The organism is Rheinheimera sediminis (genome assembly GCF_004005375.1).
GTDB lineage: Bacteria > Pseudomonadota > Gammaproteobacteria > Enterobacterales > Alteromonadaceae > Pararheinheimera.
The window spans coordinates 144281-171054 of record NZ_RZUF01000004.1; the positions used below are offsets into that span (position 1 = coordinate 144281).

A 26774-nucleotide genomic window follows, 5' to 3' on the forward strand; every position below is an offset into this window, starting at 1 on the left:
AATCCCTTCCTGTTTTACCTTAGTTTCAGACTAAAAAAATTCCGCTTAGCTGATTTTTCCACTGCTTGATACATGCTTTAATGGTAGGCTATCGCTTCCATGCAGAGCTGCTATACCTTGGGTATACAAGCCTGTCGCAATTTCTTGAACTTCTGGTGTTATGGACAATAAGCAAAGAGATAAACAAGTCGCAGCGGTAAAAATGCCGCCCCATTCTATTGAAGCCGAGCAATCCGTCTTAGGCGGCTTAATGCTGGACAATGACGCATGGGACAAAGTCTCAGAAAAAGTGGTGGAGCAGGACTTCTATTTACGTTCACACCGTTTTATTTTTTCTGCCATGTCGCGGGTAGCTGAAGCCAACCAGCCGATAGACTTAATTACTGTTTCCGAAACCTTAGAGCGTAGTCAGCAATTAGCTGACGTTGGTGGTTTTGCTTATTTAGGCGAAATTGCCAAAAACACCCCAAGTGCGGCCAATATTCTTGCTTATGCCGACATAGTGCGTGAGCGTGCCGTGGTGCGGGATATGATTTCAGTGGCACATGATATTGCCGATGCAGGTTACGACCCGCAAGGTCGCAATAGTGCTGAACTACTCGATTTCGCTGAAACCAAAGTTTTTAAAATTGCCGAACAGCGTGCTAACTCGAATGAAGGCCCTGAGCCTATCAACAGCATTCTGTCGAAAACCATAGATAAAATAGACGAGCTGTTCCGTAACCCAAGCGCTGGTGGTTTAACTGGTGTATCCACGGGTTATATGGATTTGGATAAAATGACCAACGGTATGCAGCCGTCGGATCTGATTATTGTTGCAGCCCGTCCTTCTATGGGTAAAACCACTTTTGCAATGAACCTCTGTGAACATGCTGCTATTACCAGTGACAAGCCGGTGCTTATTTTCAGCTTAGAGATGCCGTCTGAACAAATCATGATGAGGATGCTGGCGTCTTTAGGCCGTATTGATCAAACCAAAGTGCGGACAGGCCAGCTGGACGATGAAGATTGGGCGCGTTTATCCTCTGCCATCGAACTTCTGAACAGTAAAGGCAAAATGTATATCGATGATGCCTCGGGCTTAACACCAACTGAAGTTCGCTCCCGTGCCCGCCGTGTGGCGCGTGAACATGGTGGCTTGAGTATGATCATGGTCGACTACCTGCAGCTGATGACAGTGCCTGGCTTATCAGAAAATCGTACTTTAGAAATCGCTGAGATTTCGCGTTCACTCAAAGCTTTAGCCAAAGAGTTAAAAGTGCCTGTGGTCGCTTTGTCGCAGCTGAACCGTAGTTTGGAACAACGAGCCGACAAACGCCCTGTGAACTCCGACTTAAGGGAATCAGGTTCTATAGAGCAGGATGCCGACTTAATTATGTTTATCTACCGTGATGAGGTCTATCACGACGATAGCCCGGATAAAGGCACGGCTGAGGTGATTATAGGTAAACAACGTAACGGCCCTATAGGTCGTATTCGCCTGACCTTCCATGGTCGTTATTCACGTTTTGACAACTACGCAGGTTCTGCCCGTTTTGAGGACGAATATTAATGAGTCGTCGTCCACTGGCCCGCATTGATTTAGCGGCCTTATTGCATAATTTACAACAAGTCCGTGCCGCTGCGCCGAACAGCAAAGTATTAGCTGTATTAAAAGCCAATGCCTATGGCCATGGGTTACTGAAAGTGGCTGAACAGCTCAAAGACGCCAGTGCTTTTGGTGTGGCTCGCATCGATGAAGCATTAATGTTGCGTGCTGGTGGCATAGTGAAACCTATAGTGCTGCTGGAAGGTTTTTTCCATGCCGACGAATTGCCTCAGATAGTTGCCAGTAACTTACAAGTGGTGGTGCATCATCCAAGTCAGGTTGAAGCCTTAGTTGCAGCAGAGCTGGATTCTCCCATTCATGTCTGGCTGAAAATGGACAGTGGTATGCACCGCTTGGGTTTATTGCCGGAGCAGTTTTTGCAGGCTTATCAACAGCTGAGTCAAAGCCCTAATGTGACTCAGCCTATGCGTCTGATGACCCACTTTGCCAGTGCAGATGAACTGAGTTCTGAAAGCACTCAAACACAAATTGCTCTCTTTATGAAGACGGTTGAAGGCCTTGCAGGCGAGCTTTGTTTGGCTAATTCGGCCGGCACTCTGGCCTGGCCACAAAGTCATGGCCACTGGATCCGCCCAGGATTAGCTTTATACGGCGTTTCGCCGATAGAGCAGGGCAGAGCAGAGCAGCATCAGCTAAAAGCAGTCATGAGCTTTAGCAGCAGTATTATTGCGGTGCGTGATGTCAAGCAGGGCGATAAAGTAGGATATGGTGGCACCTGGACTGCGCCAGTTGACACTCGCTTGGCCGTAGTGGCAGTCGGCTATGGCGACGGCTATCCAAGAGCTGCCAGTAATGGTTGCCCTGTACTGATTAAAGGCCAACGTTATCCAATAGTGGGTCGTGTCTCTATGGACATGACCACTGTCGATATTGGCGATGCTGATGTACAAATTGGTGACGAAGTTCTGTTATGGGGCGCAGATTTACCTGTGGAAGAAATTGCAGAACAAGTACAAACCATTCCTTACGAGTTGCTGTGTAATATCACCAGCAGAGTAGAATTTCGTTATCTCGAATAGCAATAGGGTCAGGCCTTGAATGTTGAATGCGCAGCATAATTCAACATTCAAGGCTTGACCCCGTTAGCCGTTATTCGTCGAAGCTGACTTCAATAAATACTTTTCCGAAATCTGAGTCAAACGGCATCAGAATTTTTGCACCAGTCGTTTTATGAGTGATGGTGTGGCCTTTTCCTGAGACCACAACAGGAGTGGCCATACTGAATTCATGGCCTTTTTCGCCCAGAATACGCTTAGCACCACCCGTCACCATGTTAGTAATCTCACCTACCATATCCGTGACTTCTTCATTGATGCTGTCGGGCCGTTCACCCAGCATTCTGGACATGATTTCCAGCGCTAGAGATTCCTCAAAAGTGACTGAGAACGACCCTTTCGTGGTTGGGCCAATCATACCAATCAAACCTGATACTTCACCGCGAGCCTGCTCGTCTTTCTTTAATCTGGGTTGACCGGGCACAATAGTTGTATTGGCCATGGTACCTAGTACATTGACTAACGAAGAGAGAAACGGATTTACATACTCAACATTCATTTAATTAGCCTGTTCGGATTCTGGACCTGATTACATTACCAACTTCAAGATTAGGTGTCTCTTCTGCATAACACAAGTCTAGCTTATTGTTTTGGTATGAATTTTTCTAAAGTTTTTACATTTTGTTCAGTGCAGCTTAATAAAATAGCGACTGATGGCCGAAAGCGTCAAGCAGATTCAGCATTAGGCTCATGCTTGAGGCAGCTTTTGCAGCGTCCATGTGCTTCTACAGTTTGTCTCTGAATTAAAAAGCCTTTTTCTGAGGCTAATTTAACAAACTCTTGCTGCAATGGCGACGAATGTAACTCCTCTACTTGGCCACATTGGTCACAAATCAGCAATTGAGCTGGGTGGTGTTGTTCAAAGTGGTGGCAAAGTAAAAATGCATTGGTCGACTCAATCTTATGAATAAAACCTTGTTCAGTCAGAAAATCCAGAGCGCGATAAATAGTGGCAGGTTTTGCTGCTGGTTCACTGGCTTTGAGTTGTTCAAGCAGTTCATAAGCGCCTATTCCACCATGAGTGTCGGCTAATAAACGAAACACTTTTTCACGAATGCTGGTAAAGCGGGCTCCATTCACATCACAAATATGACGGGCTCTGGTAACCAAAGATTCAATCGACATAAGGTAGCTCAATCCGGAAGCAATGTTGGCAGTTTATCACAGAAGTTTGCTGGCTCCAGCCTTTGTATCGGTAATTCCTGATACAAAACAAAAGTGAAGATGGTGTGTGACCAATAAAGCGCTATTAAATCTTGCCACGTCATCTTTATAGCCTTTATTCGGTGACTGTTAGCTCAATTTTGTGTTCATAATGGCTTGTTACTTAGTTCGATTCTAGTTACTATTGCGCCCAAGATGAATTTGTTACTAATTAGTAACAAATGATTACATGCCAGCTCTGGCAAATCCATAAAATATTCAACAATTTCTTTTATCAAAATCAGACGCTATGAGCATTCCTAAAGTTATTCATTACGTATGGGTAGGCCATGCCCCAAAAAGCGAACTGGTATTGCGCTGCATAGCGAGTTGGAAAAAGTTTCTGCCAGACTACGACATTATTGAGTGGAATAATCAGGCGTTGGCGCACATTCAGCATCCTTATGTACAGCAGGCTTTTGCAGCCGAAAAGTGGGCTTTTGTTTCTGATTATTTGCGGTTATATGCGTTGTATTCGATGGGTGGTTTTTATTTTGATGCAGATCTGGAAGTGACTGCCGATCTTGAACCCTTTAGAACTCATCAGTTTGTCAGTGGCTATGAGGTTTATCGTGGGCGTCCCTCTCCTGTTACGGCTCTGATGGGTGCGCAAAAAGGTAGTTCACTTATTGCTCAGTTGTTAGATTTGTACAGGGAAAAATCTTTTGTTCAACCTGATGGCGGCTTAGATCTCACTCCAAATACCAAGCTAATTAGCCAGTTTTTTGCTACCAAGTTCGGTTTAACCAAGCCCTATCAATACGACCAGCGCTCTGAGTTATGCGAAGGTTGCTGGATTTATCCCAGCCACTACTTCTGCACTCCTGTTGCCGGTAAAGCATCTTTTAGTATTCATCATTTTAACGGTTCATGGATGGCGGAATACAGCAGAAAGGTGCTGGCTAAGATTTCTGGTTACCAATTGTTGAAGCTTAAACGTAATAAAGTTCGCTCTGGCGACCTGCCGTTGTTACAGGGGGAGCAACGTATGCTACATCTTGGGGTAACAGCCCGCTATAGTTTGTTACTGGTTAAGCTGCAAAACAGCTGATTTTATAAGGCTTTATAGGCTGAAACCTTCCCTGATATAGCTGCTTGTGTTGCAGTCTTCTTGTCCCACATATTATGTTTTCATTCATCGGATTGAGAGCCGCTGCTTAGCTGACAGACTCTGTATCAAAGAAAAACTATGGCACCAGACGAGCAGAATCGAACTGCTGAAGCAAGCGTTACACTGAAAAGCCCTACAGCCTGGTGTATACCGGCCTTACCTTTTTGTAGTCTTTATCCAAAGATGCAAAAAGCAGCAGATCAACCAGATGGCAGCCGTTTTATGACAATTTCCACTATCGCAACTTCACAGCCTGTGAGCATCGATCACCGTTTCTCCATTGCCCCTATGCTGGATTGGTGAGATTTTGGCTGCAGCCCCTATCTGGCAAGGGCTGAGCTTCTCATGGGGCAGGTATCTTAAATTTTTGCCGTTTTTGCCCGTTTTTTGTTCTGCTTTTATCTATTCACTGCAGCTTAAAGTTTGAATTCAGGTTCTGGATTTGAACTGCCGAACAGCTTGGTATGTGCCTCTGTCAGCATTTCCTTTTGAACCAGGTGAATATTCCAGCCAACGCGTTTTTGATCGCGCCATGCCGCAGGGTTTTGGCAATCAGTTCCAGAGTGTCTGGACCTTTTTTATGATGTGACAAAGCATAAAGGTAGATGCCACGAGCCGCCCTTTCCAGAATGTTCTGTCGTACCAAAGGCTCAAGTCCAGCGTGAAGGGTATGTTTGCTATCTTCAGGAAAGATTTTTTCAAGATCGCGCTGGTTAAATACATAGCGCTTTTGCTGGTCTAGCATTACTTAAATGCTGGATCGCAGTAGTCTGTTGCATAGTTTATATCTGTGCGTGAAATAGACTTATTCATAGTATAAGTTTCCATTTGTCGATATGGCTGCGAACCCTGTATCGGTGCAAAATTTATAACTGTTGCGTAACGTGGTCTTTGCCTGCCCAAACGTCTTTAATTACTACTGGTCTTGGATTTGTGGCACAGCCAGTAAGCGCCAGAGCAAAGGAAAGCTCTAATAATGATCGTTTGTACGTTGAGAGTTTCCCCAATAAAAAATTTTCAAAGGAGGTGTAACCGGTGACTCTTTGCCGCAAAGTCAATTAACCATTGGGGAACCCCCTCATGCACCGCTAGTTGGGGCCATGTTTTGACTACTTCAATGGTGTCACGAACAATTTGCTTAGCTTTAGCTTCATTTAAATTTGTAATGAGCTTGGCGACTGAAAGTATGTCTGAAAGCATAAAGTTGTCTCTTTTACCATTTACTGATAGCTGGTGCTGATCTACCCAAGGTGAGCCTGGCTTGTAGCTGAACGCCACATCATATGCTGGTGCTAACCGCCATTGAAAATCATCGTCCACCATAAAAGAGAAATTCTTGGAGTGGTCATCCTGATTTCTGGCAACAATGTTAAAAACCATTCGTTTAAATATCTGCTCTTGCTCTTCATAGCCAAAATTAAGCTTTCTCAAAACCCCCAGTAGTTGCTCATAGCTATATTGGCCTGGCTTTTTAAAGTCAGCGTGGTCAATAGCGCATAAAGTTGCAACGTGGTACTTCTGGTTAGAAATTCGGTCAAAACGTTTCGTGAGAAAATGCTTTCTGCCTGAACCCTTCTCATGTAGAAGGCTGCACTCTGCCATATCTATGCCGCATTGAGTCGCCAATTTGTAGTAAACGTACTCCATTACTCCATAACCTAGCGGATCTCCAAAAGTTTCTTTGTCCTTATTTTCAGAGGTAATACCATCAAATTTGAGCAGGTAGTGTTCAAAGCCAACTGGCACATCTGTTTGCCCCGAAAGGACCTTAGTCCGCTCTGCATTCAAGGCGATAAGTGCTTTTGGTCTGGCACCGCCAGCGGATGTTCCAACTTGAAGTAATTGAACCATGGCATGGTCATATTCAAGGCTGGCATTGAACTCTTGTCGTTTGTTAAGGACAGAATCAGCAAGCTCGACTAGACCTGCGATATCAACTTCAAATGATTCATGCTTAGTAAGCTTTGCTGCGGGATAGTATTCAAGCGCACCCATACCTCTTTTTCCGGTATAGAGTAATCGTTCAACTGGTTTGAAGTCAGCTGGGTCTAAACCTTTACCGGCTAGCCACGCGTTGATAACTGAGTTACCAAAGTCATCGGGCAAAGAATCTGCAAAAACAGCTGGTAAGCCTTTGTATGTCTCATACGACAAAGCTGGAAAAACAAACACCCCTTTTCTAAGTGGCAGATGGATAGGTGAGAGTGAAAAACCATATTGCAACCACTCAGGGGTATATTCAAATCTAGTCAGATTGTCGTCATCGCTGTAAAGCAGCGCCCCTACAGCTGTATCCCCAAACATAACTTGGCAAACATTTGCTACCACTGTACTACTCCTTCACCAGTAGTCGCTGTCTTCTTGCAAGAAGCGGGTTAGTTTCTGCTTTTGCTCCTGTGCCAATTTCCATAGGTCGTCCTAAGCGGCTATCTTGCTTGTTTTGTACTCGAAAAGGCATGAGCCTGCCCTGAACTTGGCTCTTGTTGCTATTTTTTGATGCCAAGAGCGGACTAATTTCCGGTTTACTAACCAAAAGATCCAAATTATCTAAAAGCTCAAGATGCCTAATTATGGCTATAAAAGTAGCCATTTTGGTAATTCCCTTTTCAAGACCAGCATATGACTTACGAGTAATGCCTACACGACAGGCTAGCTCTTCTTGAGTCAAGTTCAGCTCTTTGCGTCTTGACTCCAATCTTGAGAAAATCTCTGCTGCAATAGCACCATCAGACATCGAGTTTGAAATCTTCATAAAAGCCTCATGGGTAACTAATTACTCATTTATAGAGATTAATGTCAATTATGTGTAATTATTTACTCATTTCTTTGTTTTTTCAATGGGTGGGTAAATAATTATACTTTGTCGAGGTAAAATAATTGATATGGGTATTTTTTTACTCAAAAAATGATTTGAATGCCCCTATTCTGCGTTATGTCTTGGCTGGCACACCTGATCTCTATTATGAGCTAGTATAGCTCATAACATTTCCCACTTTTCCCAGTTTCCAGATCAGTTTTGGCGCTTACCCTGTTGCAACCTTTCAAACTTCGCATGCACCCGGTTTGGGAAAAAGTCGGTGTAGATTTGCCATAGGATGTTGATATTCCTATGGCCTGTGACCTAGGCGACTTCGTCAATGACAAAACCGGCTTCGAATAAACGGCAGGCGCCTTCGCGGCGTAGGTCGTGCCAGCGCAAATCTTCAATGCCAAGCTCTTTTCTGACCCGTTGAAAACCTGCTGTGACGCTTTTACCGTTGTAGGGAAAGATCAGCTCATCTGTTTTAGGCTGGCGTTGTAAGATCTCCCAGGCTTCGCCCAGTAACGGCACCAGCATATGGTTACCGGCTTTTTTCCTTGGGTCTTTGCGGTCTTCTACCATCACTGCTTTGTTTTTTTCGTCAACGCCAGACCATTTGATTTTGCAGACTTCGCTGATCCGCATGCAGCTTAAAATGGCAAAGTTGAGTATTTCGGTAAAAGGGATTTTGGCCGTGACATGTTCCTGGCGTTTTTCTAAACCCTTGATGATGCGCTCTAACTTGTCACTCACTGGCCGTCTGGTGCATTTTTGTGCCTTACCAACCAGTTTCAGATCATTGAGGGTTTTACGGCCTTCGGTAATCAGCTTGTTGTCGACAGCAATATTAAACACTGGCTTGGCTGCGGCAAACACTGAACTCAGGTAGCTAATATCATGTGCAATAGTGGCAGCTGAAGCTCCGGCCTTGCGTCTGGCCTGGCAATGGTCGACTAAATCTTTGATAGTCAGCTCATCGGCCTGAATCGCCGCCAGATCACAGTCTGCCACTCAGTTCAGGCAATAAGCTTTGGTGCGGCCTATGGTTGGAGCTATTGCCGAGTGGTTGCGGTACATCGCAATCAGCTCGCGGATAATTGGCACCGGCTCCACTGCGCCAGGGAGGCCATCACGCTCGATCATGGTCACCATCTGCATGCCCCAGCTCTTCGCGTCTGACTGTCTGCCAAAGGTCCGCGATTCGCGGTATACTACCGCCTAGCCTTTATGTTCCCGGACGGTACAGCGATAGCGTAATTCGCCTTTGCTGGTTTTGCGTTTTTCAATGGTATAACCGGCCATGACTAACCTCTTGGAATTTACCTGCCCCATGGAGTGGTGGGGCAGATATGGGGCAGGTGCAACCAATAAATGACTGGAAACGACCCAAAATGACTCAGAAACAGAACAACGAAAACTCAGTAAAAACAGGCTCTGTAGCTGATTCTCAAAGTAAAATCATCGATCACCGTTTCTCCATTGCCCCTATGCTGGATTGGACTGACAGGCATTGTCGCTATTTCCATCGCCTCTTGTCTGAACATGCGGTGCTCTATACCGAGATGGTTACGACTGGCGCGATCATTTATGGTCAGGGCGATTATCTGGCTTTTAATGAAGAAGAGCATCCTGTGGTAGTACAGTTGGGTGGTTCTGATCCTAAAGATATGGCGCACAGTGCTCAGCTTTGTCAGGAACGCGGTTACGACGCCATCAATATCAATGTTGGCTGCCCGTCAGACAGAGTGCAAAACGGTATGTTTGGTGCTTGCCTGATGTCAAAGCCTGAACTGGTGGCTGCTTGTATCCATGAAATGCGGTCTGTAGTCGATATTCCTGTCACAGTAAAAAGCCGTATTGGGATTGATGATCAGGATAGCTATCAGTTTTTAGTAGATTTTGTTGGCACTATCGCTGAATCTGGCTGTAACCAATTTATTGTGCATGCCCGTAAAGCCTGGTTAAGTGGTTTGAGCCCTAAAGAGAACCGCGAAATTCCGCCATTAGATTACGAACGGGTGTATCAGTTGAAAAAGGATTTCCCGCATTTAGATATCTCAATTAATGGTGGTGTTAAAACCCTGGCTGACTGTTTAACCCATTTGCAGCACGTGGATGGGGTTATGGTTGGACGTGAAGCTTATGCTAACCCTTTGATGCTAGCGCAAATTGATGCCGCTATTTATAACAACCCACGCGCTGTGCCAACGCCGCATCAGGTGGTTGAGCTGATGTTACCGTACATTGAGCGTCAAATGGCACAGGGTGCCCGTTTCTGGCATATAGCACGGCATATGCTTGGGTTATTTCAGGGGGTACCTGGTGCACGTTTATGGCGGCGGCATTTAAGTGAAATAGGCCACTTACCGACCAGTGGTCCGCAAGTCATGCTGGACGCGCTGAAAAAGGTGCCACAGCTTTAATGGTGTGAGTATCAAGTTTTTTCAAAAAAAGTGGTGAATTTCACCACTTTTTTGTTTTTAATATTTGCGTGGTGTTTTTAAAATCCGTTCCGTCATTGTTTAATTTTTTAAATATCAATAAGTTAATAATTTATTTTAGTCTGGCACGTACCTTGAAATAGAGATAGTGAACTTCACTACTCATTAAGGATCACGACCATGAAAACACTTGCTACCTTAGTTCTTGTTACCACTACAGCTTTTGCTACTGCACCTTCAGTTCAGGCCAATGAACTGAGCTTACCTTCTGTTAATACAGCAGCTATTAGCACTTTTACTGCGGAACTAATAAATCAGCAAATGGCTGAATTGAAAGTTGCCATTCTGGAACAAAGTCAAAAAGCTCTGGCTGAACTGGACACTAATCTAGTGACCAGCGCTGAAACTGAAAAAGAAGTTGTGGTTACAGTAGCTAAGGCGAACTAAGGATGCTGAGCTTAACATTAGGGTTATTGGGGCTGTTTTTATTACCCGTAGTTAGTGTTGGCCTGGTGTCTGTGATCTGGCATTGGTTATTACCCCCCTTTGATATTCCTGCGTCAACCCGGTCTTAAGTAGTACCGGGTTTTGTTATTTTAAGTCCTTACTCCGCTGTTTATCTGCTGCTGAAAATCTCATTTCTCTTTATTCACATACCTCTTTGCTTTGTCCTTTTAAGTTGCCCACTAACCCCGAAATCACATTTTTAAAATGGCTAAGAAGTGGTCAAAATTGCCATTTAATATTTCAAGTAAAACTCAGAGAATGATCTGAAATAAGTTTTAATTAATAAAAATTCCAATTAAATCAATATTATATAATTTATTTTTAAGTTGGCATAACAGCTGCAATGCATAGATATCAACAGATAAGCTGATGATGAATTAAACCACTAACTAAGATTGAGGAGAGTAAAAATGGAAGTAGTAGCACTGATGGTTGTATTAGCTTGGTTCGGTATTGTTGGCAGCTGGGCTGCAGACGAAGTCTGAATAACTAAGCGTTGATGAAAGTTAGCAAAAGCACAAACAACATAAACAAAGGTAAGGAAAGTCAAAATGGAAATAGTAGCACTGATGGTTGTATTAGCTTGGTTCGGCATAGTAGGCAGCTGGGCTGCAGACGAAGTCTGAATAACTAAGCGTTGATGAAAGTTAGCAAAAGCACAAACAACATAAACAAAGGTAAGGAAAGTCAAAATGGAAATAGTAGCACTGATGGTTGTATTAGCTTGGTTCGGCATATTCGGCAGCTGGGCTGCAGACGAAATCTGAATGGGTAAAGCCAGTTTAGGGAGGAACAGAACATGTCATTAATTATTATCAATATTGTCGTGGTCTGGGCTTTGGCTGGTTTGATGTGGATGTTGGATAAAGCTGTAATTTATAAGGTTGGGGAGTGATAACATGAGTATAGGCAGAGACAAAAGCGCCTGGTTTGTAAACAAGGCCAAACGTAAAATTTCAGGTGTCTGTGCAGGTTTTGCGGCTTTTTATGAGCAACCCATCTGGTTGGTCCGCGCAGTTGTAGTATTGCTGGCGTTCTGTTTTCCAGTGGCTGTAGTAGTCGCTTACATCGCTGCTGCGTTAATACTGCCAGAACGTTGGGTATACTAATGAGTTTGTTAGAGACAGGCGACCGGGCAGGTCGCCTGTATAGCAGTTAGGCTATAGATAAGGCTTTAAACTTTCTTGCGCGCTGTTAAGCGCACCCATTCTTCTTTGACTGCTACAGGGTCAAACTCAAATTCTGCCGCATAGGCATCGATCACCGACTGCGCCTGACTTTCCAGAATACCGGACAGCGCCAATAAACCACCTGGTTTGACATAAGCACTGATAATGCCTGAGAGCTGAGCTAATGGGCCGGCCAGAATATTCGCCACTACTACATCTGCTTGTAATGAAGCAGGTTGATCCTTGGGTAAATACAGCTCAATTTGTTGCTCTACGCCGTTACGGGTAGCGTTGGCGAGGCTGGATTCAATAGCTTGTGGGTCAATGTCGATACCAACCACACGTTTAGCGCCCAACTTTAATGCGGCAATACCTAAAATACCTGAGCCACAGCCAAAATCGACCACTAAACTTTGCGACAATTCCTGCGCATCCAGCCATTCCATACAAAGCGCTGTGGTTGGGTGAGTACCGGTACCAAAAGCCAAGCCAGGATCAAGCATCACGTTGACAGCCGTTGGATCCGGAATATCGCGCCAGCTTGGGCAAACCCATAATCTGTGACCAAAACGGATAGGGTGGAAGTTATCCATCCATTCTCTTTCCCAGTCTTTGTCTTCCAGTTGTTCCAGCTTGTACTGCACACCGTTTTTGAAAATAGCAGCTTTTTCCAGCTGACGAACCACTTTATCCATTTGATGTTCAGCATCAAACAAACCCACCACCACCGTATTTTCCCAATACAAGACTTCACCCGGCAGAGGTTCGTAAATAGGGGTGTCTTTGGCGTCAACAAAACTGACAGCTTGCGCACCCCAGCTCATCAGCATATCGCTGACCTGCTCGGCTTGTTTTTCAGTGCTGTTTACGCGTAATTGGATCCACGGCATGGCGTTGCTCTTCACTCTCTGGAAATGGGCGCGAATTGTAGCAGTTTGGCGGCGTAAAATCAGCGCTTAGGTGGCGCAAAAAGCAAAGCCACCGGGAAGGTGGCTTTGGCTCTGGCACGCAGTCAACAACGCTGCGGCTTCAAGTACGACGGCAAGACCAATACCCAAAGTAGTTGATGTTGCAGCTAGGCGACAAGAGCTTGAGACCCCAGGAGCATAGTTGCCTATGCGACTGGGGCGAGAGCTTGCAGTCAACAACGCTGCGGCTTCAAGTACGAAGGGTATTACTTCAGGCCGAGTTTATGTTCCAAATAGTGGATGTTAGTTCCACCTTTATTGAAGTTCTCGTCTGTCATAATCAGCTTGTGCAGTTCGATATTGGTTTTGATACCACCGACCAGCAGTTCGCTTAATGCATTACGCATACGTGCTATAGCTATATCACGGTTTTCACCGTAAGTGATCAGCTTACCAACCATTGAATCGTAGTTTGGCGGCACTGTGTAATCAGCGTAAATATGCGAATCCCAACGTACACCGTTACCACCTGGTGGGTGGAAGCGGGTGATGGTGCCTGGCGACGGAATAAAGGTCTTGGCATCTTCAGCATTGATACGGCATTCCACAGCATGACCACGGATCACAATATCTGACTGCTTAATGCTCAGCGGCATGCCAGAGGCGATGCGCAGCTGCTCTTTAATCAGATCCACACCAGTGATCATTTCTGTCACAGGGTGTTCTACCTGAATACGGGTGTTCATTTCGATGAAATAAAACTCGCCGTCTTCAAACAGGAATTCGAAAGTACCAGCACCTCGGTAGTTCAGGTCGATACAAGCCTGCACACAACGGCCACCGATAAAGTTACGCAGTTCAGGAGTAATGCCCGGAGCTGGCGCTTCTTCCACTACTTTCTGGTGACGACGTTGCATAGAGCAGTCACGTTCACCTAAGTGAATGGCATTGCCCTGACCGTCAGCCAGCACCTGAATTTCGATATGACGTGGGTTTTCCAGGAATTTTTCCATGTACACCATGTCATTACCAAAAGCAGTGCCTGCTTCGTTTTTGGTCATCGCAATAGATTCAACCAGCTCTTCTTCGCTGCGCACTACACGCATACCACGACCACCGCCGCCGCCTGCCGCTTTCACGATAATCGGATAACCGATACGTTTAGCAATAGCTTTGTTGACTTCGTCGTCGTCGCCCACAGCGCCGTCAGAACCTGGTACACAAGGTACACCAGCTTTTTTCATCGCTTCAATGGCAGAAACTTTGTCACCCATTAAACGGATAGACTCAGGGCGTGGGCCGATAAACACCAGACCACTTTCTTCCACTTGCTGCGCAAAGTCAGCACGTTCAGCTAAAAAACCATAGCCTGGGTGAATAGCCTGAGCATTGGTCACTTCAGCTGCGGCAATCAGCGCAGGAATATTTAAGTAACTTTGTGGTGATGGTGCAGGACCAATACAAATGGTCTCGTCGGCCAGCAGCACGTGTTTCAGGTTACGGTCAACTGTGGAATGCACAGCTACCGTTTTGATACCGAGTTCTTTACACGCACGTAAAATACGCAGTGCAATTTCACCCCGGTTGGCGATCAGTACTTTTTCTAGCATGAGTCTGCCTTTTAACTTATTCGATCACAAATAATGGCTGGTCAAACTCAACCGGCTCGCCGTTTTCTACCAGAATTTGCGTCACCACACCGGCCTTGTCAGACTGGATCTGGTTCATCATTTTCATCGCTTCGATAATACACAGGGTGTCGCCCACTTTAACGCTCTGGCCAACTTCAACAAAAGATTTAGAAGTAGGAGAAGCAGCGCGGTAGAAGGAACCTACCATAGGTGAACGCATCTGGTGACCAGTGACTACAGGCTTGGCAGCTTCAGCAGGAGCAGCGGCAGCAACTGGTGCTGCAGGAGCTTGTTGCATTGGCGCAGCAGCATAGTGCATTGGAGCATATTGCTGCATTGGGCCATTGCGGCTGATACGAACGGATTCTTCACCTTCAGTTATTTCAAGCTCGTTAATGCCTGACTCTTCCAGCAGTTCGATCAATTTTTTAATTTTTCTGATATCCATGACGTAGTTGCCTAATTAATTTGATGGAATGGTTGATAAGGACGACACCGCCGATTCCAGTGCGTAGTGGTAGCCTTTGGCCCCTAAACCACAAATCACACCTTTGGCGATATCGGATAAATACGAGTGACGACGAAATTCTTCCCGCGCATGTACATTGGACAAATGCACTTCAATAAAAGGGATAGCCACAGCCAGCAACGCATCACGAATGGCCACACTGGTATGGGTATAGGCGCCCGGGTTGATAATAATAAAGTCCTGTTGTCCAAGGCTTTGCTGAATGGCGTTGATAAGCTCATGTTCGGCGTTGGATTGCAGATGAGTTAAAGTGGCATTCAACTCTTTAGCATGGGCAATTAAACCATCAACAATCTGCGGTAAAGTGGCTGCGCCATAAATTTGAGGCTCGCGTTTGCCTAACATATTTAAGTTAGGGCCGTTAAGCAGCAAAATACGTAAGTTTGTCGACATAGAGCGCAAATTTCCCGTCAATTTATTCATTGTTTACTATCTTGCCGAAGCTAGAAAACAATTGCATCTTTTTTGTTCAGCGACAAGCTGTCGCTGCAGATTTGCCGCTTATTATAGTGAAATCGTTGCAAATGGCAGCAAAATACTGGTCTTATCAGCAGAACGGAACTTTTTTGCGAAGTTGAAACTGAAGTTGAGAAATTCAGGCAAAGTCAGAGCCAGTCTGACTTTGCCGTGAGTAGTGCGGAAATTTTTACTGCAGTATTGGGCCTAAATGGGCACTAAAATCTTTCGGTCCCATGAAGCCAGTGATGCGAGATTGCGTTAATTCGCTGCCGTTTTTCTCAAATAACAGCAAAGTTGGCAAACCTAAAACCTGAAAATGATCCAACAATTGCTGATCCTGTTCAGTGGCATGGGTCACATCCACCTTAATTAAGGTGAACTGCGCCATTAAACTTTTCACTTGTGCATCAGCAAAAGTGATGTGCTCAAACTCTTTACAAGCCACACACCATTCGGCGTATAAATCCACCAGCACTGGTCTACCTGCTTCGGCCGACTTTTTCACTTCCTGTTGCAGCTCATCCAGCGTTTTTACCAGTTTAAATTCGGTATTTTGTATTTGAGTGGCTTGCGTCGTTGTCACTGTAGAGCCAGGCAACCAATACCATAAGTTAGCGCCTGTGGTACCCAGTAGGATCACTAAAGCCAGCATCCAACTGATGCTTTGGCCTGTAGTGCCGGAAGATAGCTGCTGCGATAAGCGGTGTAAATACACGGCCAGCATCAACAAGACTAGAGTTGCGGCAATCACCACCACGTAAGCAGGCAGGAAACGGCTCAGTAACCAGACTGGTACTGCTAATAACAGGAAACCAAAACTGGCTTTGACCACATCCATCCAGGCGCCGGCTTTGGGTAAAAACTTACCGCCTGTGCTGCCTAGAATCAGCAAAGGCAAACCCATACCCATACTTAAGATATACAGGGTTAAAGCGCCCAAAGCTAAATCGCCGGATTGAGCCACATATAAAAGTGCTGCTGTCAGTGGTGCAGTGGTGCAAGGGGAGGCGACTAACCCTGATAACAAGCCCATCAAAGCTGCACCTTTAATGCTACCGCCTTGTTGTTTGTTGCTTAAGCTAGTTACCTTATTTTGCCACTTTTCCGGCAGGCTTAAGTTAAAGACGCCAAACATCGCCAAAGCCAAAGCGACAAATAAAATGCTGATGGCAACTAAAACTATAGGGTGCTGAAAGTAGGTCTGGAACTGTAAACCTAAGCTTGCGACCAATAAACCTAATAGTGAGTAGCTGACCGCCATACCCTGCACATAAGCCATAGACAAACTAAAAGCGCGTTTGCCGGAGAGCTGCTGGCCTTGCCCTACAATAATGCTGGTTAGAATTGGATACATAGGAAACACACAAGGCGTAAAAGCCAAACCTAAACCCAATAGAAAAAACAAAAATAGCGCTTTGAGGGTGCTGTCGCTTTGCAGTTTATCCAGCAGCTGTAGTTGTTCTGAAACCGGTGCTGTCGAAGCTGTTGCTGAATCATTTATAGCCGTATTGATACCCAAAGCTGCTGCAGTATCAGTTGAACTGGCGCTTTCCGTTGAAACTGGTGCTATCAAAGGAATATCCAGAGTTTGCACCGGGTAACATAAACCCGCTTCTGCACAGCCCTGGAAGCGCACTTTGAGCATGGCTTCAGAACCCAATTGGCTCAGTGGAATATCCAGCACCACTTGGTGAAAATACACTTCGGACTCACCGAAGTATTCGTCCGTAATCATCATGCCTTTTGGATACTGCGGATGAGAAAAGGCGGCATCTATACCCACAAACTTAAACTTGTCTTTATACAGGTAATAACCGTCTGCTATGGTAAAGCTGACTTGTAATTTTTGTTGACCACCCGAGCTGGCCTGCTGACGGAAATCCATCACGAAGGCCTGCTCTACCGGCAGAAACTGCGAACCTTGCTGCAAGGCGGCCAGCGCATTGGTGCTTTGAGCCTGGCTAAAAAAAGCAAGGCTTAATAGCAGGCTAAATAAAAAACTCTTAATCACGACTTGTTACCTCTTGAACCCACTGTAAATAGGGGGCGAATACTTGTTGCGCGGCAATGGCAATAATTTCAGGCACCTGATACGGGTGTAATGCACAAATAGCCTGTTCGACTTCGATAAAATCTTCTTTTCTGGCTTTGATTAACAATGGAATTTCAGTGCTCTGTTCCAGTTGACCTTGCCAGACATAGTGCGATTGCACAGCGGGCAAAACGTTAACACAAGCCGCCAGTTTTCGCTGCAGCAAGTGCTGTGTGATGCGCTCAGCCACTTCTGTATCGGGACAATTGCATAAAATCAGTTCCATCATCATGGCGTCATCCTCTTTATCACGGCAAACAAGACCGGTGAACTGCTGGTTTTGTTGCGCAAACCGAATTGATTGATTGAAAAGTGAACAGTTAATCTCAGTAATAAGATTTTTTAAAAAATAGCCCTTGGGTTCACAAGGAGATTACCCCATATAGCAAGCACAACAAATTTAACACCCCATGTTAAAACTCAAATCGCTTTTAGGAGATAAAAAAGCATGAATATTCGTCCATTACACGATCGCGTCATCATCAAGCGTTTAGAAGCTGAAAGCAAATCTGCTGGTGGTATTGTGCTGACTGGCGCTTCTGCTGAAAAATCTACTCGTGGTGAAGTGGTTGCAGTAGGCAACGGCCGCATTTTAGAAAACGGCACAGTCCGTCCTTTAGATGTGAAAGTCGGTGACAAAGTGATCTTTGGTGCTTACGTAGAACGCACTGAAAAAATCGAAGGCCAGGAATATGTCATCACCAAAGAAGACAACATCCTTGGCGTGATCACCGAATAATTAAACCGAACTTTCTAATTTAATTTCAAAGTATTCAGAGGAATTTTTAAAATGGCTGCAAAAGAAGTACGTTTTGGCGATGACGCCCGTAACAAGATGCTTAAAGGCGTCAATATTTTAGCAAACGCAGTGCGCGTTACTTTAGGCCCTAAAGGCCGTAACGTCATTCTGGACAAGTCATTTGGTTCGCCAATGATCACCAAAGACGGTGTATCTGTGGCCAAAGAAATCGAGCTGGAAGACAAGTTCGAAAACATGGGCGCACAAATGGTGAAAGAAGTTGCTTCTAAAGCCAATGACGAAGCTGGTGACGGTACTACTACTGCTACTGTATTAGCACAAAACATTATCAACGAAGGCGTAAAAGCTGTTGCTGCCGGTATGAATCCAATGGATTTAAAACGTGGTATCGACAAAGCGGTAATCGCTGCTGTTGCTGAACTGAAATTATTATCTCAGCCATGTGCCGACACCAAAGCTATTGCTCAGGTAGGTACTATCTCTGCAAACTCTGATGATGAAATTGGCCAAATCATTGCCAATGCCATGGACAAAGTAGGCAAAGAAGGCGTGATCACTGTTGAAGAAGGCCAGGGCTTAGCGAACGAGCTGGCTGTGGTTGAAGGTATGCAGTTTGACCGTGGTTATCTGTCTCCGTACTTCATCAACAACCCGGAAGCTGGCCAGGTAGAACTGGACAACCCGTTCATCCTGACTGTTGATAAAAAAATCAGCAACATCCGTGAATTACTGCCGGTATTAGAAGGCGTGGCCAAGTCAGGCAAACCACTGCTGATCATCGCTGAAGATTTAGAAGGCGAAGCTTTAGCTACGCTTGTTGTGAACAACATGCGCGGTATAGTGAAAGTGTCTGCGGTGAAAGCTCCAGGTTTCGGTGACCGTCGTAAAGCTATGCTGCAAGACATCGCTGTATTAACTGGTGGTGTAGTGATTTCTGAAGAAATCGGCTTAGAGCTGGAAAAAGCGACGCTGGAAGATTTAGGTACTGCTAAACGTGTTGTGATCACCAAAGACAACACCACTATCATCGATGGTGCTGGTGAGCAGGAAGCCATTGACGGTCGCGTGAAGCAAATCCGTCAACAAGTGGAAGACGCCACTTCAGATTACGATAAAGAAAAACTGCAAGAGCGCCTGGCTAAGTTAGCTGGTGGTGTTGCTGTGATTAAAGTAGGCGCTGCCACTGAAATCGAAATGAAAGAGAAAAAACACCGCGTAGAAGACGCGCTGCACGCAACTCGTGCTGCCGTTGAAGAAGGCGTAGTACCTGGCGGTGGTGTGGCTTTAGTACGTGTAGCTGCCAAGCTGGTTGACCTGCGTGGTATCAACGAAGACCAGAACCACGGTATCAAAATCGCACTGCGTGCGATGGAAGCACCTCTGCGTCAAATCGTTGATAACGCTGGTGAAGAGCCATCAGTTGTAGTGAACAACGTGAAAAACGGTTCAGGCAACTACGGTTACAACGCTGCAACTGGCGTGTACGGCGATATGCTGGAAATGGGTATCCTGGATCCAACTAAAGTAACTCGTTCTGCTCTGCAGTTCGCAGCTTCTGTTGGTTCTCTGATGATCACCACCGAAGCTATGGTCACAGAACTGCCGAAGAAAGATGCTCCTGCAATGCCAGATATGGGCGGCATGGGTGGCATGGGGGGCATGATGTAACTTAGTTACGTCATTGTTTCTTAAAGGAAAACCCGGCTTTTGCCGGGTTTTCTGTTTATGGGGATAGTGGATTTTGAAAGGGCCAAACCGCTCTCCAAACCAGCCCAACCACCACCAACTACTACGTTCGCCCGTTCGCGCCTCCCGCGCTCACTTTTGATCGCTCACTACGCAGTTGCTGGTGTTTGGAAGTTATACCCCAGAATAAAACCATTGCTCTAAAATCGAAACTGAATTAGCTTTTAGCTGATGACTTTTAAATTACGTATTTAATATCAGATGTTTGAAATCTAGCAGAGCAGAATAATTTATGAACCAGATCATGGAAATAGACCTTAGTAAGAGGTTAGAGATCAGAATTAACAATACAAAGCCGGTCGCATTAGAAGATTTATCACTATCACTGTTGGCTTTTAACCATCAATTTCATAAGTTTGTAGATTCGGAAACAAATAAAGAAACAGAAATTTGTACTGAATTACTTATTAAAGAGGTTAGAACTGGCTCAATTGTTATTGAGCTCGTCTCATATGCCGCGCCTATTCTTCCACTTTTGTGGGAAGGAGGGACACTAACGCAGTGGGCTAGTGTTGTGCAAAACACATGTAAGTGGCTTCTTGGCAAACTCGACAGACCTCCGAGAGAGCTTACGAAACAAGACCTTCAAGATTGGAATAAATTTGTTGAACCAGTCGCAAAAGATAACGCCTCACAACTTAATATTAATGTCTCCGACAATGGTAAGGTTATTAATCAGTTTTTTATTAATTCAAATGACGCCAATACAATACAAAAGCGTATCAGTGGATTAATTGAGAATTACGACACTCCTGAAGACAATATCCATCGCAGAAAGGTTATGTACTGGTATCAAACTAAGTTCGATCCTAATTCGGATACGGGTAATAAGGCTATTATTGACGGCTTATCAAAAACTGCTTTAAAGGTTATGTTTGAAAATAATGCTGTTAAAGATGCAATGCTCCATGCCGATTCGAAATTTGGTAAGCCGTGGCATGAACTAGCGTACATTGTAGATGTTGAAGTCCAGACAGTTAGGGGGATTCCGAAATTGTACAAAGTATTGAAATATTACCCAGAACATACATTTGATCCTGAAGACTAGATTTATTCGTCGCCAGAGGATAGCAAGTAAAATCAAGCTATCCGTTTGCTATTCTCAAAAATCCCAATCCCCCAGCATTTGACGACAATTACGCACTGTCAGGATTCGTACCTCGTGGTCTACGCAGTAAATGATTCTGTAGTGGCCGAAGATGATTTCACGATAATTGCTGTAGAGGAGTTCGGGTACAGATCGTCCCATTTCAGGAAGTGAACTCAACAGTGCTGTTTTATCGAATACCTCATTCACCCATCGTTCCGCTGCTACAGGATTATCCAGCGCAATAAAATCTGTTGCGTCACCCTGCTTTTCTAAAGCTAAAGGCGACCAAACCACATTCATTTTTTCAGCCGCGCTAGCAGCAAACTACGAGCGTCTTCGTTTGAAACTCCTGCACCTGACGCCAGTTGGGCTTCGGCAGTGCGTAGTTCTTCCAGCAGTTCAATTTTCTCCTGCATGGCTTCATATTCAGCAACGTCTAACAGCACAGCGACGCCTTTGCCATGCTGTGTAATTACTAAAGGACGGCGGGTTTCGTTAATTTGCCGGATATAAGAAGCAACACTGGATCTGAATTCAGAAAGAGGTTGGATGTCCTGATCAAGTCGGAGACGTGCCACAATAAAAGCCTTTTAAGTACGAAATAACGTACAAAATATAGTTTAAATTGCACTGTCAGGCAAGGTGGTTGTATTAGAAAGATCCGTTTCTCCAATGTATCAGCTTAAGGTCATGTCTGGTTACATACCAGGCCGCAATAAAGGGAACCACCAATAAAATCGCAGGCTGGACAAAAAGTTTATAGATGGACCAAAGTTCAGGGCTAAAAAGTTGGCTTGCGGCGAAGCCCAGCCAAACTAAATTGACAAAAATGACTAACAAAATCAGGTTGAACTGTCGCCACACTCGCTCTGTAAGTTGAAGCCTTTTGCCAAAAATAATGTAGGTCACGCCATTGGGCTGAACAGCGGTAACAACCAGCAAAACTAAGCTGATCACACCCCAGAACACTGATGGCCACAATCCGGTATCGCCGATGTTATTCATTAGCGCGAATTGGCTATCGAAGAATGCCAGAAGAAAAACAGATGCACTTATCGAGATCAAATATCGCCAGTAAAGTCCCCAAATCTTATTCATCCATTATTCCTTATTCTGCTTCTTCACCCACGCTAAATAGAGTTTTGTTGTTCATAGGCAAGCTCTGATAGTTGTGCCTGTTGATGGTAGCTTAATGTTGGAGTTGGCAGAATCGGCATTTATAAAAATAGCCTTGTTGCACTGTCGCTGCGCTCCGAGTGCAACCTACCTGCGCTCCGAGTGCAACCTACATTCCCACAAAGCCATTTTACCAACCCCCTGTCCCTAATTCTTTACGGATAGCTTAAATATCGATCAATCATTTAAATTGATTGAAACCACATTTTCTATTCTGTTGGTCTAGTGTTTAGCTCGGTGCAGGTTAACTTTAACCAATGGAGGGAGCGCATATGCTTCTACGGAAAACAACATTAGTCTCGGCTTTAGCAGTCGCCGTTTCGCTAGCTTTAACTACCCCTATCGCCAGTGCTGAAAGCATGAATAAGGACAATCAGTTCTGGTGGCCTGAACAATTAAACCTGGCGCCGCTGCGTCAGCATGGGGTGGAATCCAGCCCTATGGATCAAGGTTTTAATTACGCTGAAGAGTTTAAAAAGCTGGATTTAAAAGCGGTGAAAGCAGATATCACCAAACTGATGACCACGCCACAAGACTGGTGGCCGCCGGATTATGGCCATTATGGTCCGTTTTTTATTCGTATGGCCTGGCATAGTGCCGGTACTTATCGGGTGTCTGATGGTCGGGGTGGGGCTGGTGGCGGGCAGCAGCGGTTTGAGCCTTTAAACAGCTGGCCTGATAACGTCAATTTAGATAAAGCGCGGCGTTTGCTCTGGCCCATTAAGCAAAAATATGGTCGTCAAATTTCATGGGCTGATTTGATGGTATTAACAGGTAATGTGGCGCTGGAGTCTATGGGCTTTAAAACCTTTGGTTTTGCTGGTGGCCGCTCTGACGATTGGGAAGCCGATATTGTCTATTGGGGGCCTGAAACTAAATTCCTTGACGATAAGCGCTATAGCGGTGATCGCAAGCTGCAAAAACCTCTGGCTGCTGTGCAAATGGGCCTGATTTACGTCAATCCTGAAGGGCCAAATGGCAATCCTGATCCTTTGCTCGCCGCCAAAGATATTCGCGAAACCTTTGGCCGTATGGCGATGAATGACGAAGAAACGGTGGCCTTAATAGCGGGTGGCCATACCTTTGGTAAAGCCCATGGTGCACATAAACCTGAAGAATGTGTTGGTAAAGAGCCAGCCGCTGCTGGTTTGGAAGAGCAGGGCTTTGGCTGGAAAAACAAATGCGGCAAAGGCCATTCTGAAGATACTGTCACTTCAGGCTTAGAAGGGGCCTGGTCCGTGAATCCAACAGCCTGGACTACTCAGTACCTGGATAACCTGTATGCCTTTGACTGGGTGAAAACCAAAAGCCCGGCTGGTGCTACCCAGTGGATCCCGAAAGATGGTCAGGCGGCGAATTTAGTGCCGGATGCACATGATAAAACCAAACGTCATGCGCCTATTATGTTCACCACAGATCTGGCACTGAAGGAAGATCCTGAATACCGCAAGATCACCATGCGCTTTAAAGCAAACCCGAAGGAGTTTGAACTGGCCTTTGCCAAAGCCTGGTTTAAATTAACTCACCGCGATATGGGGCCCAAAGTGCGTTATTTGGGCTCTGAAGTGCCAGCAGAAACGCTGATTTGGCAGGACGCTGTGCCCGCTGTCGATCATGAATTGGTCAACGCTGAGGATATCAAAACGCTGAAAGCCAAGGTGTTGTCATCGGGTTTAACAGTGCCAGAGCTGGTGCGCACCAGTTGGGCTGCAGCGGCCAGTTTCCGTGGTACTGATTTACGCGGTGGTGCCAATGGTGGCCGTTTGGCCTTAGCACCGCAAAAAGACTGGGCGGTGAATAATCCGGCAGAAGTAGCCAAGGTACTGAAAAAACTGCAGGCTATTCAGCAGGACTTTAATAAAGCCCAAAAGGGTGGCAAAAAAGTCTCGTTGGCCGATTTAATCGTACTTGCTGGCGGTGCCGCCGTAGAGCAAGCCGCTAAAGCGGGGGGCATCACAGTGGACGTGCCATTTACACCGGGCCGCACCGACGCCAGTCAGGCGCAAACCGATGTCGAATCTTTTGCTGTATTGGAGCCTGCTGCTGACGGTTTCCGCAACTATTACGGTAAAGACGCCCGTCTGTCGCCAGCCGAAGCTTTGGTGGATAAAGCCAATCTGCTGACGTTAAGCGTGCCGGAAATGACAGTGCTGATTGGTGGTTTACGTGCGCTGGATGCCAATACAGGAGGTGCGAAACAGGGCGTTTTTACCAGTAAACCTGGCACCTTAAGCAACGACTTCTTTGTCAATTTGCTGGATATGTCGACAGCATGGCGCAAGTCGGCCACAACTGAAGGCTTGTACGAAGGTGTGGATCGCAAAACCGGCACACTGAAATGGACAGCCACCCCAGTGGATCTGGTATTTGGTTCGCACTCGGAGCTGCGTGCCATAGCTGAAGTTTATGCGGCACAGGATGGCAAAGTGAAGTTTACCAAAGACTTTGTTGCTGCCTGGACCAAAGTGATGACGCTGGACAGGTTTGATTTGAGCATGTGACCGCTCTGCTATTGAAGTAACTTGAGAAGATAAAACAGCGGCGGCCTTTGGGTCGCCGTGTTTATAACTGTATTCACTACTTACTTCTTTTATGGCTGGCTGCAGAATCCACAATTTGTGCCATTAAGCTCTTGTTCTGCATTACATAAAGTGTTTCTTGTTCGCGCTCCCAGTCGTCAGCACTGAGCATCACAAAGGCTTTACCGCAATCAAGAGTCACTTTGATTGGGTTGTGACTATCGATCACTTGATCAATATGGGTATTAATATGATCTCTGAATTGATTGATACTTAGGGTGTGCATAGTCGTCACCAGAAAGAAGCTATGATTCAGTTCTATTGCCACAAACTATGACAGCTCATCTTCGGGAATGCCAGAACCGCCCATTCTTACCTCTTCCCAACTGCATCAAGCCCAGCTAGGCTAGAGCTATCCACACTATTCCAAGAGCCATGTATGCGCCAGCAAGCCATTTTATCTATAGACCAGGGCACTTCTTCCAGCCGCGCCTTGTTATTTAACCGCGAGGGTAAAGTACTGGCTGTGGCGCAGCAGGAGCTGGATTGCGTCTATCCACAGCAGGGCTGGGTGGAGCAAGAAGCAGAGCTAATTTGGTTGTCTGTGCTGAAGGTCTGTCGGCAGGTATTGGCGCAGGCGGTGCAGCTGGGTATTGAAGTGCTGGGTGTCAGTATCAGTAATCAGCGCGAAACCACTGTGCTTTGGCATAAGGCCAAAGACCAAGTGCTGGCTCCTGCTATTGTCTGGCAAGACAGACGCACAGCTGGCTATTGCCAACAACTGAAAGATCAGGGCCATGAAGACTGGGTGCAGCAAAAAACTGGTTTATTGCTCGACCCTTATTTTTCCGCCAGCAAAATTCAGTGGTTACTTACTCACAATACCGATGTGCAGCAGGCGCTTGCCGACAATGAACTGGCTTTTGGCACTATAGATAGTTTTTTACTCTGGCGTTTAACATCGGGGCAAGTGCATGCCACAGACAGCACCAATGCCAGCCGCACTTTATTGCTGAATATTCAAAGCTTAAATTGGGATCAAGAACTGCTGCAGTTGTTTGGCGTGCCGGAGCAAATACTGCCGCAGGTTAAACAAAGTGCTGATAGTTATGGCCTTTGCGATACCCGCTTATTTGGTTTGGCCTTGCCTGTGCTGGCGCTGGTGGGCGATCAACAAGCTGCGGCTTTAGGTCAGGGCTGTATCACTGCAGGCTCGTTAAAAAGCACTTATGGCACAGGCTGCTTTGCCTTGTTAAACACAGGCTGTAGCCCGTTATTTTCCAAACACAGATTACTGACCACTGTAGCTTTTACTGTGCAGGGTCAGACTTTTTATGCGCTGGAAGGCGCCATTTTTGTCGCTGGTGCTGCAGTCAAATGGCTGCGAGATCAGCTGGGTGTTATTCGTGAAGCCAGTGAAACCGGAGCTTTGGCGCAAAGTCTGCCGGATAACGGCGGTGTGTATTTAGTACCGGCTTTTACCGGTTTAGCCGCACCACATTGGCAACCTGAAGCTCGTGCTGCTTTGGTTGGCATGACGCTGGGCACAGGCAAAGCGCATTTAGCCCGCGCTGCATTGGAAGCAGTGGTGTATCAGACCGCTGATTTACTCTCCGCCATGTTGGCTGATGGGGCACAGGTAGAGCAACTACAAATAGATGGTGGTATGGTAGCGAATAACTGGCTCTGCCAGCATCTGGCCGATGTGTTGAATCTGCCAGTACTCAAACCCAGTCAAAACGAGGCTTCAGCTTATGGTGCTGCGGTATTGGCCGGAGTAGCAATGGGCTGGTTTGAAAATCTGGCTGACGTGCAGTTTAGCTCTGACGCTCAAGAGTTTTTACCGCAAATGTCAGCAGATAAACGCCAGCAGTTGCTAAACGGCTGGCGGAAAGCTCTGGCTTCGGTGCTGGCTTAAAAGATGCCGTAGGGGCGACCTTTATAGTCACCCGTTTTGCATTTCAAATTT

Annotated in this window: 31 protein-coding genes; 13 read left to right on the top strand and 18 right to left on the bottom strand. The window is 45.8% G+C overall.

Annotated features, from left to right (window positions below; translation table 11 throughout):
- The first annotated feature begins 160 nt into the window (after nucleotides 1-160).
- Nucleotides 161-1552 carry a replicative DNA helicase gene (gene dnaB, locus EMM73_RS03905; RefSeq protein ID WP_127685147.1) on the top strand — a complete coding sequence of 464 codons (1392 nt, stop codon included), beginning with the start codon at nucleotides 161-163 and terminating at the stop codon, nucleotides 1550-1552.
- On the top strand, nucleotides 1552-2628 hold the full coding sequence (gene alr, locus EMM73_RS03910) for an alanine racemase (protein WP_127685148.1): 1077 nt from the start codon (nucleotides 1552-1554) through the stop codon (nucleotides 2626-2628). The genes dnaB and alr overlap by 1 nt, the downstream gene beginning before the upstream one ends.
- A gap of 70 nt (nucleotides 2629-2698) precedes the next feature.
- On the opposite strand, the gene EMM73_RS03915 is transcribed toward alr, so the two are convergent.
- Nucleotides 2699-3163: a chemotaxis protein CheX gene (locus EMM73_RS03915; RefSeq protein ID WP_127685149.1), complete on the bottom strand. Its 465-nt coding sequence runs from the start codon at nucleotides 3161-3163 to the stop codon at nucleotides 2699-2701.
- Nucleotides 3164-3330: 167 nt separating this feature from the next.
- On the bottom strand, nucleotides 3331-3789 hold the full coding sequence (locus tag EMM73_RS03920; protein WP_127685150.1) for a transcriptional repressor: 459 nt from the start codon (nucleotides 3787-3789) through the stop codon (nucleotides 3331-3333).
- 295 nt (nucleotides 3790-4084) lie between these two features.
- On the opposite strand from EMM73_RS03920, the gene EMM73_RS03925 reads away from it, so the two are divergent.
- Together EMM73_RS03925 and EMM73_RS03930 are read left to right on the top strand one after the other, a co-directional pair.
- A complete protein-coding gene (locus tag EMM73_RS03925) occupies nucleotides 4085-4918 on the top strand; it encodes a glycosyltransferase family 32 protein (RefSeq protein WP_261373323.1) in 834 nt (277 codons plus the stop codon).
- A gap of 138 nt (nucleotides 4919-5056) precedes the next feature.
- Nucleotides 5057-5281, top strand: a complete 225-nt coding sequence (locus tag EMM73_RS03930) for a hypothetical protein (protein WP_127685152.1) — start codon at nucleotides 5057-5059, stop codon at nucleotides 5279-5281.
- A gap of 172 nt (nucleotides 5282-5453) precedes the next feature.
- Here the strand turns inward: EMM73_RS03930 and EMM73_RS03935 are convergent, their stop codons facing one another.
- The 5 genes from EMM73_RS03935 to EMM73_RS20185 form a co-directional block, all read right to left on the bottom strand.
- On the bottom strand, nucleotides 5454-5723 hold the full coding sequence (locus tag EMM73_RS03935; protein ID WP_127685153.1) for a hypothetical protein: 270 nt from the start codon (nucleotides 5721-5723) through the stop codon (nucleotides 5454-5456).
- A 272-nt stretch (nucleotides 5724-5995) separates the two neighbouring features.
- Nucleotides 5996-7306, bottom strand: a complete 1311-nt coding sequence (locus EMM73_RS03940) for a type II toxin-antitoxin system HipA family toxin (protein WP_222422592.1) — start codon at nucleotides 7304-7306, stop codon at nucleotides 5996-5998.
- Between the two features lie 4 nt (nucleotides 7307-7310).
- Nucleotides 7311-7730 (bottom strand): helix-turn-helix transcriptional regulator, encoded by a 420-nt coding sequence (locus EMM73_RS03945; RefSeq protein ID WP_127685154.1) that lies wholly within the window; start codon nucleotides 7728-7730, stop codon nucleotides 7311-7313.
- Nucleotides 7731-8099: 369 nt separating this feature from the next.
- A complete protein-coding gene (locus tag EMM73_RS20180) occupies nucleotides 8100-8789 on the bottom strand; it encodes a tyrosine-type recombinase/integrase (protein ID WP_222422593.1) in 690 nt (229 codons plus the stop codon).
- Nucleotides 8790-8930, bottom strand: a complete 141-nt coding sequence (locus EMM73_RS20185) for a hypothetical protein (protein WP_222422594.1) — start codon at nucleotides 8928-8930, stop codon at nucleotides 8790-8792. It abuts the gene before it with no gap.
- A gap of 239 nt (nucleotides 8931-9169) precedes the next feature.
- On the opposite strand from EMM73_RS20185, the gene dusA reads away from it, so the two are divergent.
- From dusA to EMM73_RS20285, 3 genes are all read left to right on the top strand, one after another.
- On the top strand, nucleotides 9170-10201 hold the full coding sequence (gene dusA, locus EMM73_RS03955; RefSeq protein ID WP_186435120.1) for a tRNA dihydrouridine(20/20a) synthase DusA: 1032 nt from the start codon (nucleotides 9170-9172) through the stop codon (nucleotides 10199-10201).
- A gap of 198 nt (nucleotides 10202-10399) precedes the next feature.
- On the top strand, nucleotides 10400-10666 hold the full coding sequence (locus EMM73_RS03960; RefSeq protein ID WP_127685155.1) for a hypothetical protein: 267 nt from the start codon (nucleotides 10400-10402) through the stop codon (nucleotides 10664-10666).
- Nucleotides 10667-10668: 2 nt separating this feature from the next.
- On the top strand, nucleotides 10669-10794 hold the full coding sequence (locus tag EMM73_RS20285) for a hypothetical protein (protein WP_261373321.1): 126 nt from the start codon (nucleotides 10669-10671) through the stop codon (nucleotides 10792-10794).
- A gap of 317 nt (nucleotides 10795-11111) precedes the next feature.
- Here the strand turns inward: EMM73_RS20285 and EMM73_RS03965 are convergent, their stop codons facing one another.
- Nucleotides 11112-11462, bottom strand: a complete 351-nt coding sequence (locus EMM73_RS03965) for a hypothetical protein (protein ID WP_127685156.1) — start codon at nucleotides 11460-11462, stop codon at nucleotides 11112-11114.
- 163 nt (nucleotides 11463-11625) lie between these two features.
- Between EMM73_RS03965 and EMM73_RS03970 the strand changes: the two genes are divergently transcribed.
- Entirely contained in the window at nucleotides 11626-11835 is a 210-nt protein-coding gene (locus EMM73_RS03970; RefSeq protein WP_127020206.1) for a PspC domain-containing protein, read from the top strand.
- Between the two features lie 65 nt (nucleotides 11836-11900).
- On the opposite strand, the gene prmA is transcribed toward EMM73_RS03970, so the two are convergent.
- The 6 genes from prmA to cutA all read right to left on the bottom strand — a co-directional run bounded on the left by prmA (nucleotide 11901) and on the right by cutA (nucleotide 17746).
- Nucleotides 11901-12785 carry a 50S ribosomal protein L11 methyltransferase gene (gene prmA / locus EMM73_RS03975; RefSeq protein WP_127685157.1) on the bottom strand — a complete coding sequence of 295 codons (885 nt, stop codon included), beginning with the start codon at nucleotides 12783-12785 and terminating at the stop codon, nucleotides 11901-11903.
- 284 nt (nucleotides 12786-13069) lie between these two features.
- Entirely contained in the window at nucleotides 13070-14413 is a 1344-nt protein-coding gene (accC, locus tag EMM73_RS03980) for an acetyl-CoA carboxylase biotin carboxylase subunit (RefSeq protein ID WP_127685158.1), read from the bottom strand.
- A gap of 16 nt (nucleotides 14414-14429) precedes the next feature.
- Nucleotides 14430-14882, bottom strand: coding sequence for an acetyl-CoA carboxylase biotin carboxyl carrier protein (accB, locus tag EMM73_RS03985; protein WP_127685159.1), 453 nt, complete (start codon nucleotides 14880-14882; stop codon nucleotides 14430-14432).
- A gap of 15 nt (nucleotides 14883-14897) precedes the next feature.
- Nucleotides 14898-15356 carry a type II 3-dehydroquinate dehydratase gene (gene aroQ / locus EMM73_RS03990; protein ID WP_127685214.1) on the bottom strand — a complete coding sequence of 153 codons (459 nt, stop codon included), beginning with the start codon at nucleotides 15354-15356 and terminating at the stop codon, nucleotides 14898-14900.
- Nucleotides 15357-15609: 253 nt separating this feature from the next.
- Nucleotides 15610-17433 (bottom strand): protein-disulfide reductase DsbD, encoded by a 1824-nt coding sequence (locus EMM73_RS03995; RefSeq protein ID WP_127685160.1) that lies wholly within the window; start codon nucleotides 17431-17433, stop codon nucleotides 15610-15612.
- Nucleotides 17426-17746, bottom strand: a complete 321-nt coding sequence (gene cutA / locus EMM73_RS04000; protein WP_222422595.1) for a divalent-cation tolerance protein CutA — start codon at nucleotides 17744-17746, stop codon at nucleotides 17426-17428. The genes EMM73_RS03995 and cutA overlap by 8 nt, the downstream gene beginning before the upstream one ends.
- Before the next feature lie 216 nt (nucleotides 17747-17962).
- Here cutA and EMM73_RS04005 point away from each other — a divergent pair, with 216 nt between their 5' ends.
- From EMM73_RS04005 to EMM73_RS04015, 3 genes are all read left to right on the top strand, one after another.
- Complete coding sequence (locus EMM73_RS04005; RefSeq protein WP_053423916.1) at nucleotides 17963-18253, top strand: co-chaperone GroES; 291 nt, start codon at nucleotides 17963-17965, stop codon at nucleotides 18251-18253.
- A gap of 51 nt (nucleotides 18254-18304) precedes the next feature.
- Nucleotides 18305-19942 (top strand): chaperonin GroEL, encoded by a 1638-nt coding sequence (groL, locus tag EMM73_RS04010; RefSeq protein ID WP_127685161.1) that lies wholly within the window; start codon nucleotides 18305-18307, stop codon nucleotides 19940-19942.
- A gap of 310 nt (nucleotides 19943-20252) precedes the next feature.
- The gene (locus EMM73_RS04015) at nucleotides 20253-21068 is read left to right on the top strand and encodes a hypothetical protein (RefSeq protein ID WP_127685162.1); all 816 of its coding nucleotides are present in this window, start codon (nucleotides 20253-20255) and stop codon (nucleotides 21066-21068) included.
- Between the two features lie 54 nt (nucleotides 21069-21122).
- Here the strand turns inward: EMM73_RS04015 and EMM73_RS04020 are convergent, their stop codons facing one another.
- The 3 genes from EMM73_RS04020 to EMM73_RS04030 all read right to left on the bottom strand — a co-directional run bounded on the left by EMM73_RS04020 (nucleotide 21123) and on the right by EMM73_RS04030 (nucleotide 22208).
- Nucleotides 21123-21410, bottom strand: coding sequence for a type II toxin-antitoxin system RelE/ParE family toxin (locus tag EMM73_RS04020; protein ID WP_127685163.1), 288 nt, complete (start codon nucleotides 21408-21410; stop codon nucleotides 21123-21125).
- Nucleotides 21407-21688: a type II toxin-antitoxin system Phd/YefM family antitoxin gene (locus EMM73_RS04025; protein WP_127685164.1), complete on the bottom strand. Its 282-nt coding sequence runs from the start codon at nucleotides 21686-21688 to the stop codon at nucleotides 21407-21409. Before EMM73_RS04025 ends, EMM73_RS04020 begins: the two co-directional genes overlap by 4 nt.
- A 73-nt stretch (nucleotides 21689-21761) precedes the next feature.
- Nucleotides 21762-22208 (bottom strand): septation protein IspZ, encoded by a 447-nt coding sequence (locus EMM73_RS04030; RefSeq protein ID WP_127685165.1) that lies wholly within the window; start codon nucleotides 22206-22208, stop codon nucleotides 21762-21764.
- A gap of 437 nt (nucleotides 22209-22645) precedes the next feature.
- On the opposite strand from EMM73_RS04030, the gene katG reads away from it, so the two are divergent.
- Nucleotides 22646-24787, top strand: coding sequence for a catalase/peroxidase HPI (katG, locus tag EMM73_RS04035; protein ID WP_409994298.1), 2142 nt, complete (start codon nucleotides 22646-22648; stop codon nucleotides 24785-24787).
- A 76-nt stretch (nucleotides 24788-24863) separates the two neighbouring features.
- Here the strand turns inward: katG and EMM73_RS04040 are convergent, their stop codons facing one another.
- Nucleotides 24864-25091: a type II toxin-antitoxin system Phd/YefM family antitoxin gene (locus EMM73_RS04040; protein WP_127685167.1), complete on the bottom strand. Its 228-nt coding sequence runs from the start codon at nucleotides 25089-25091 to the stop codon at nucleotides 24864-24866.
- Nucleotides 25092-25244: 153 nt separating this feature from the next.
- Between EMM73_RS04040 and glpK the strand changes: the two genes are divergently transcribed.
- Nucleotides 25245-26723 (top strand): glycerol kinase GlpK, encoded by a 1479-nt coding sequence (gene glpK / locus EMM73_RS04045; RefSeq protein ID WP_127685168.1) that lies wholly within the window; start codon nucleotides 25245-25247, stop codon nucleotides 26721-26723.
- Nucleotides 26724-26774: the final 51 nt, after the last annotated feature.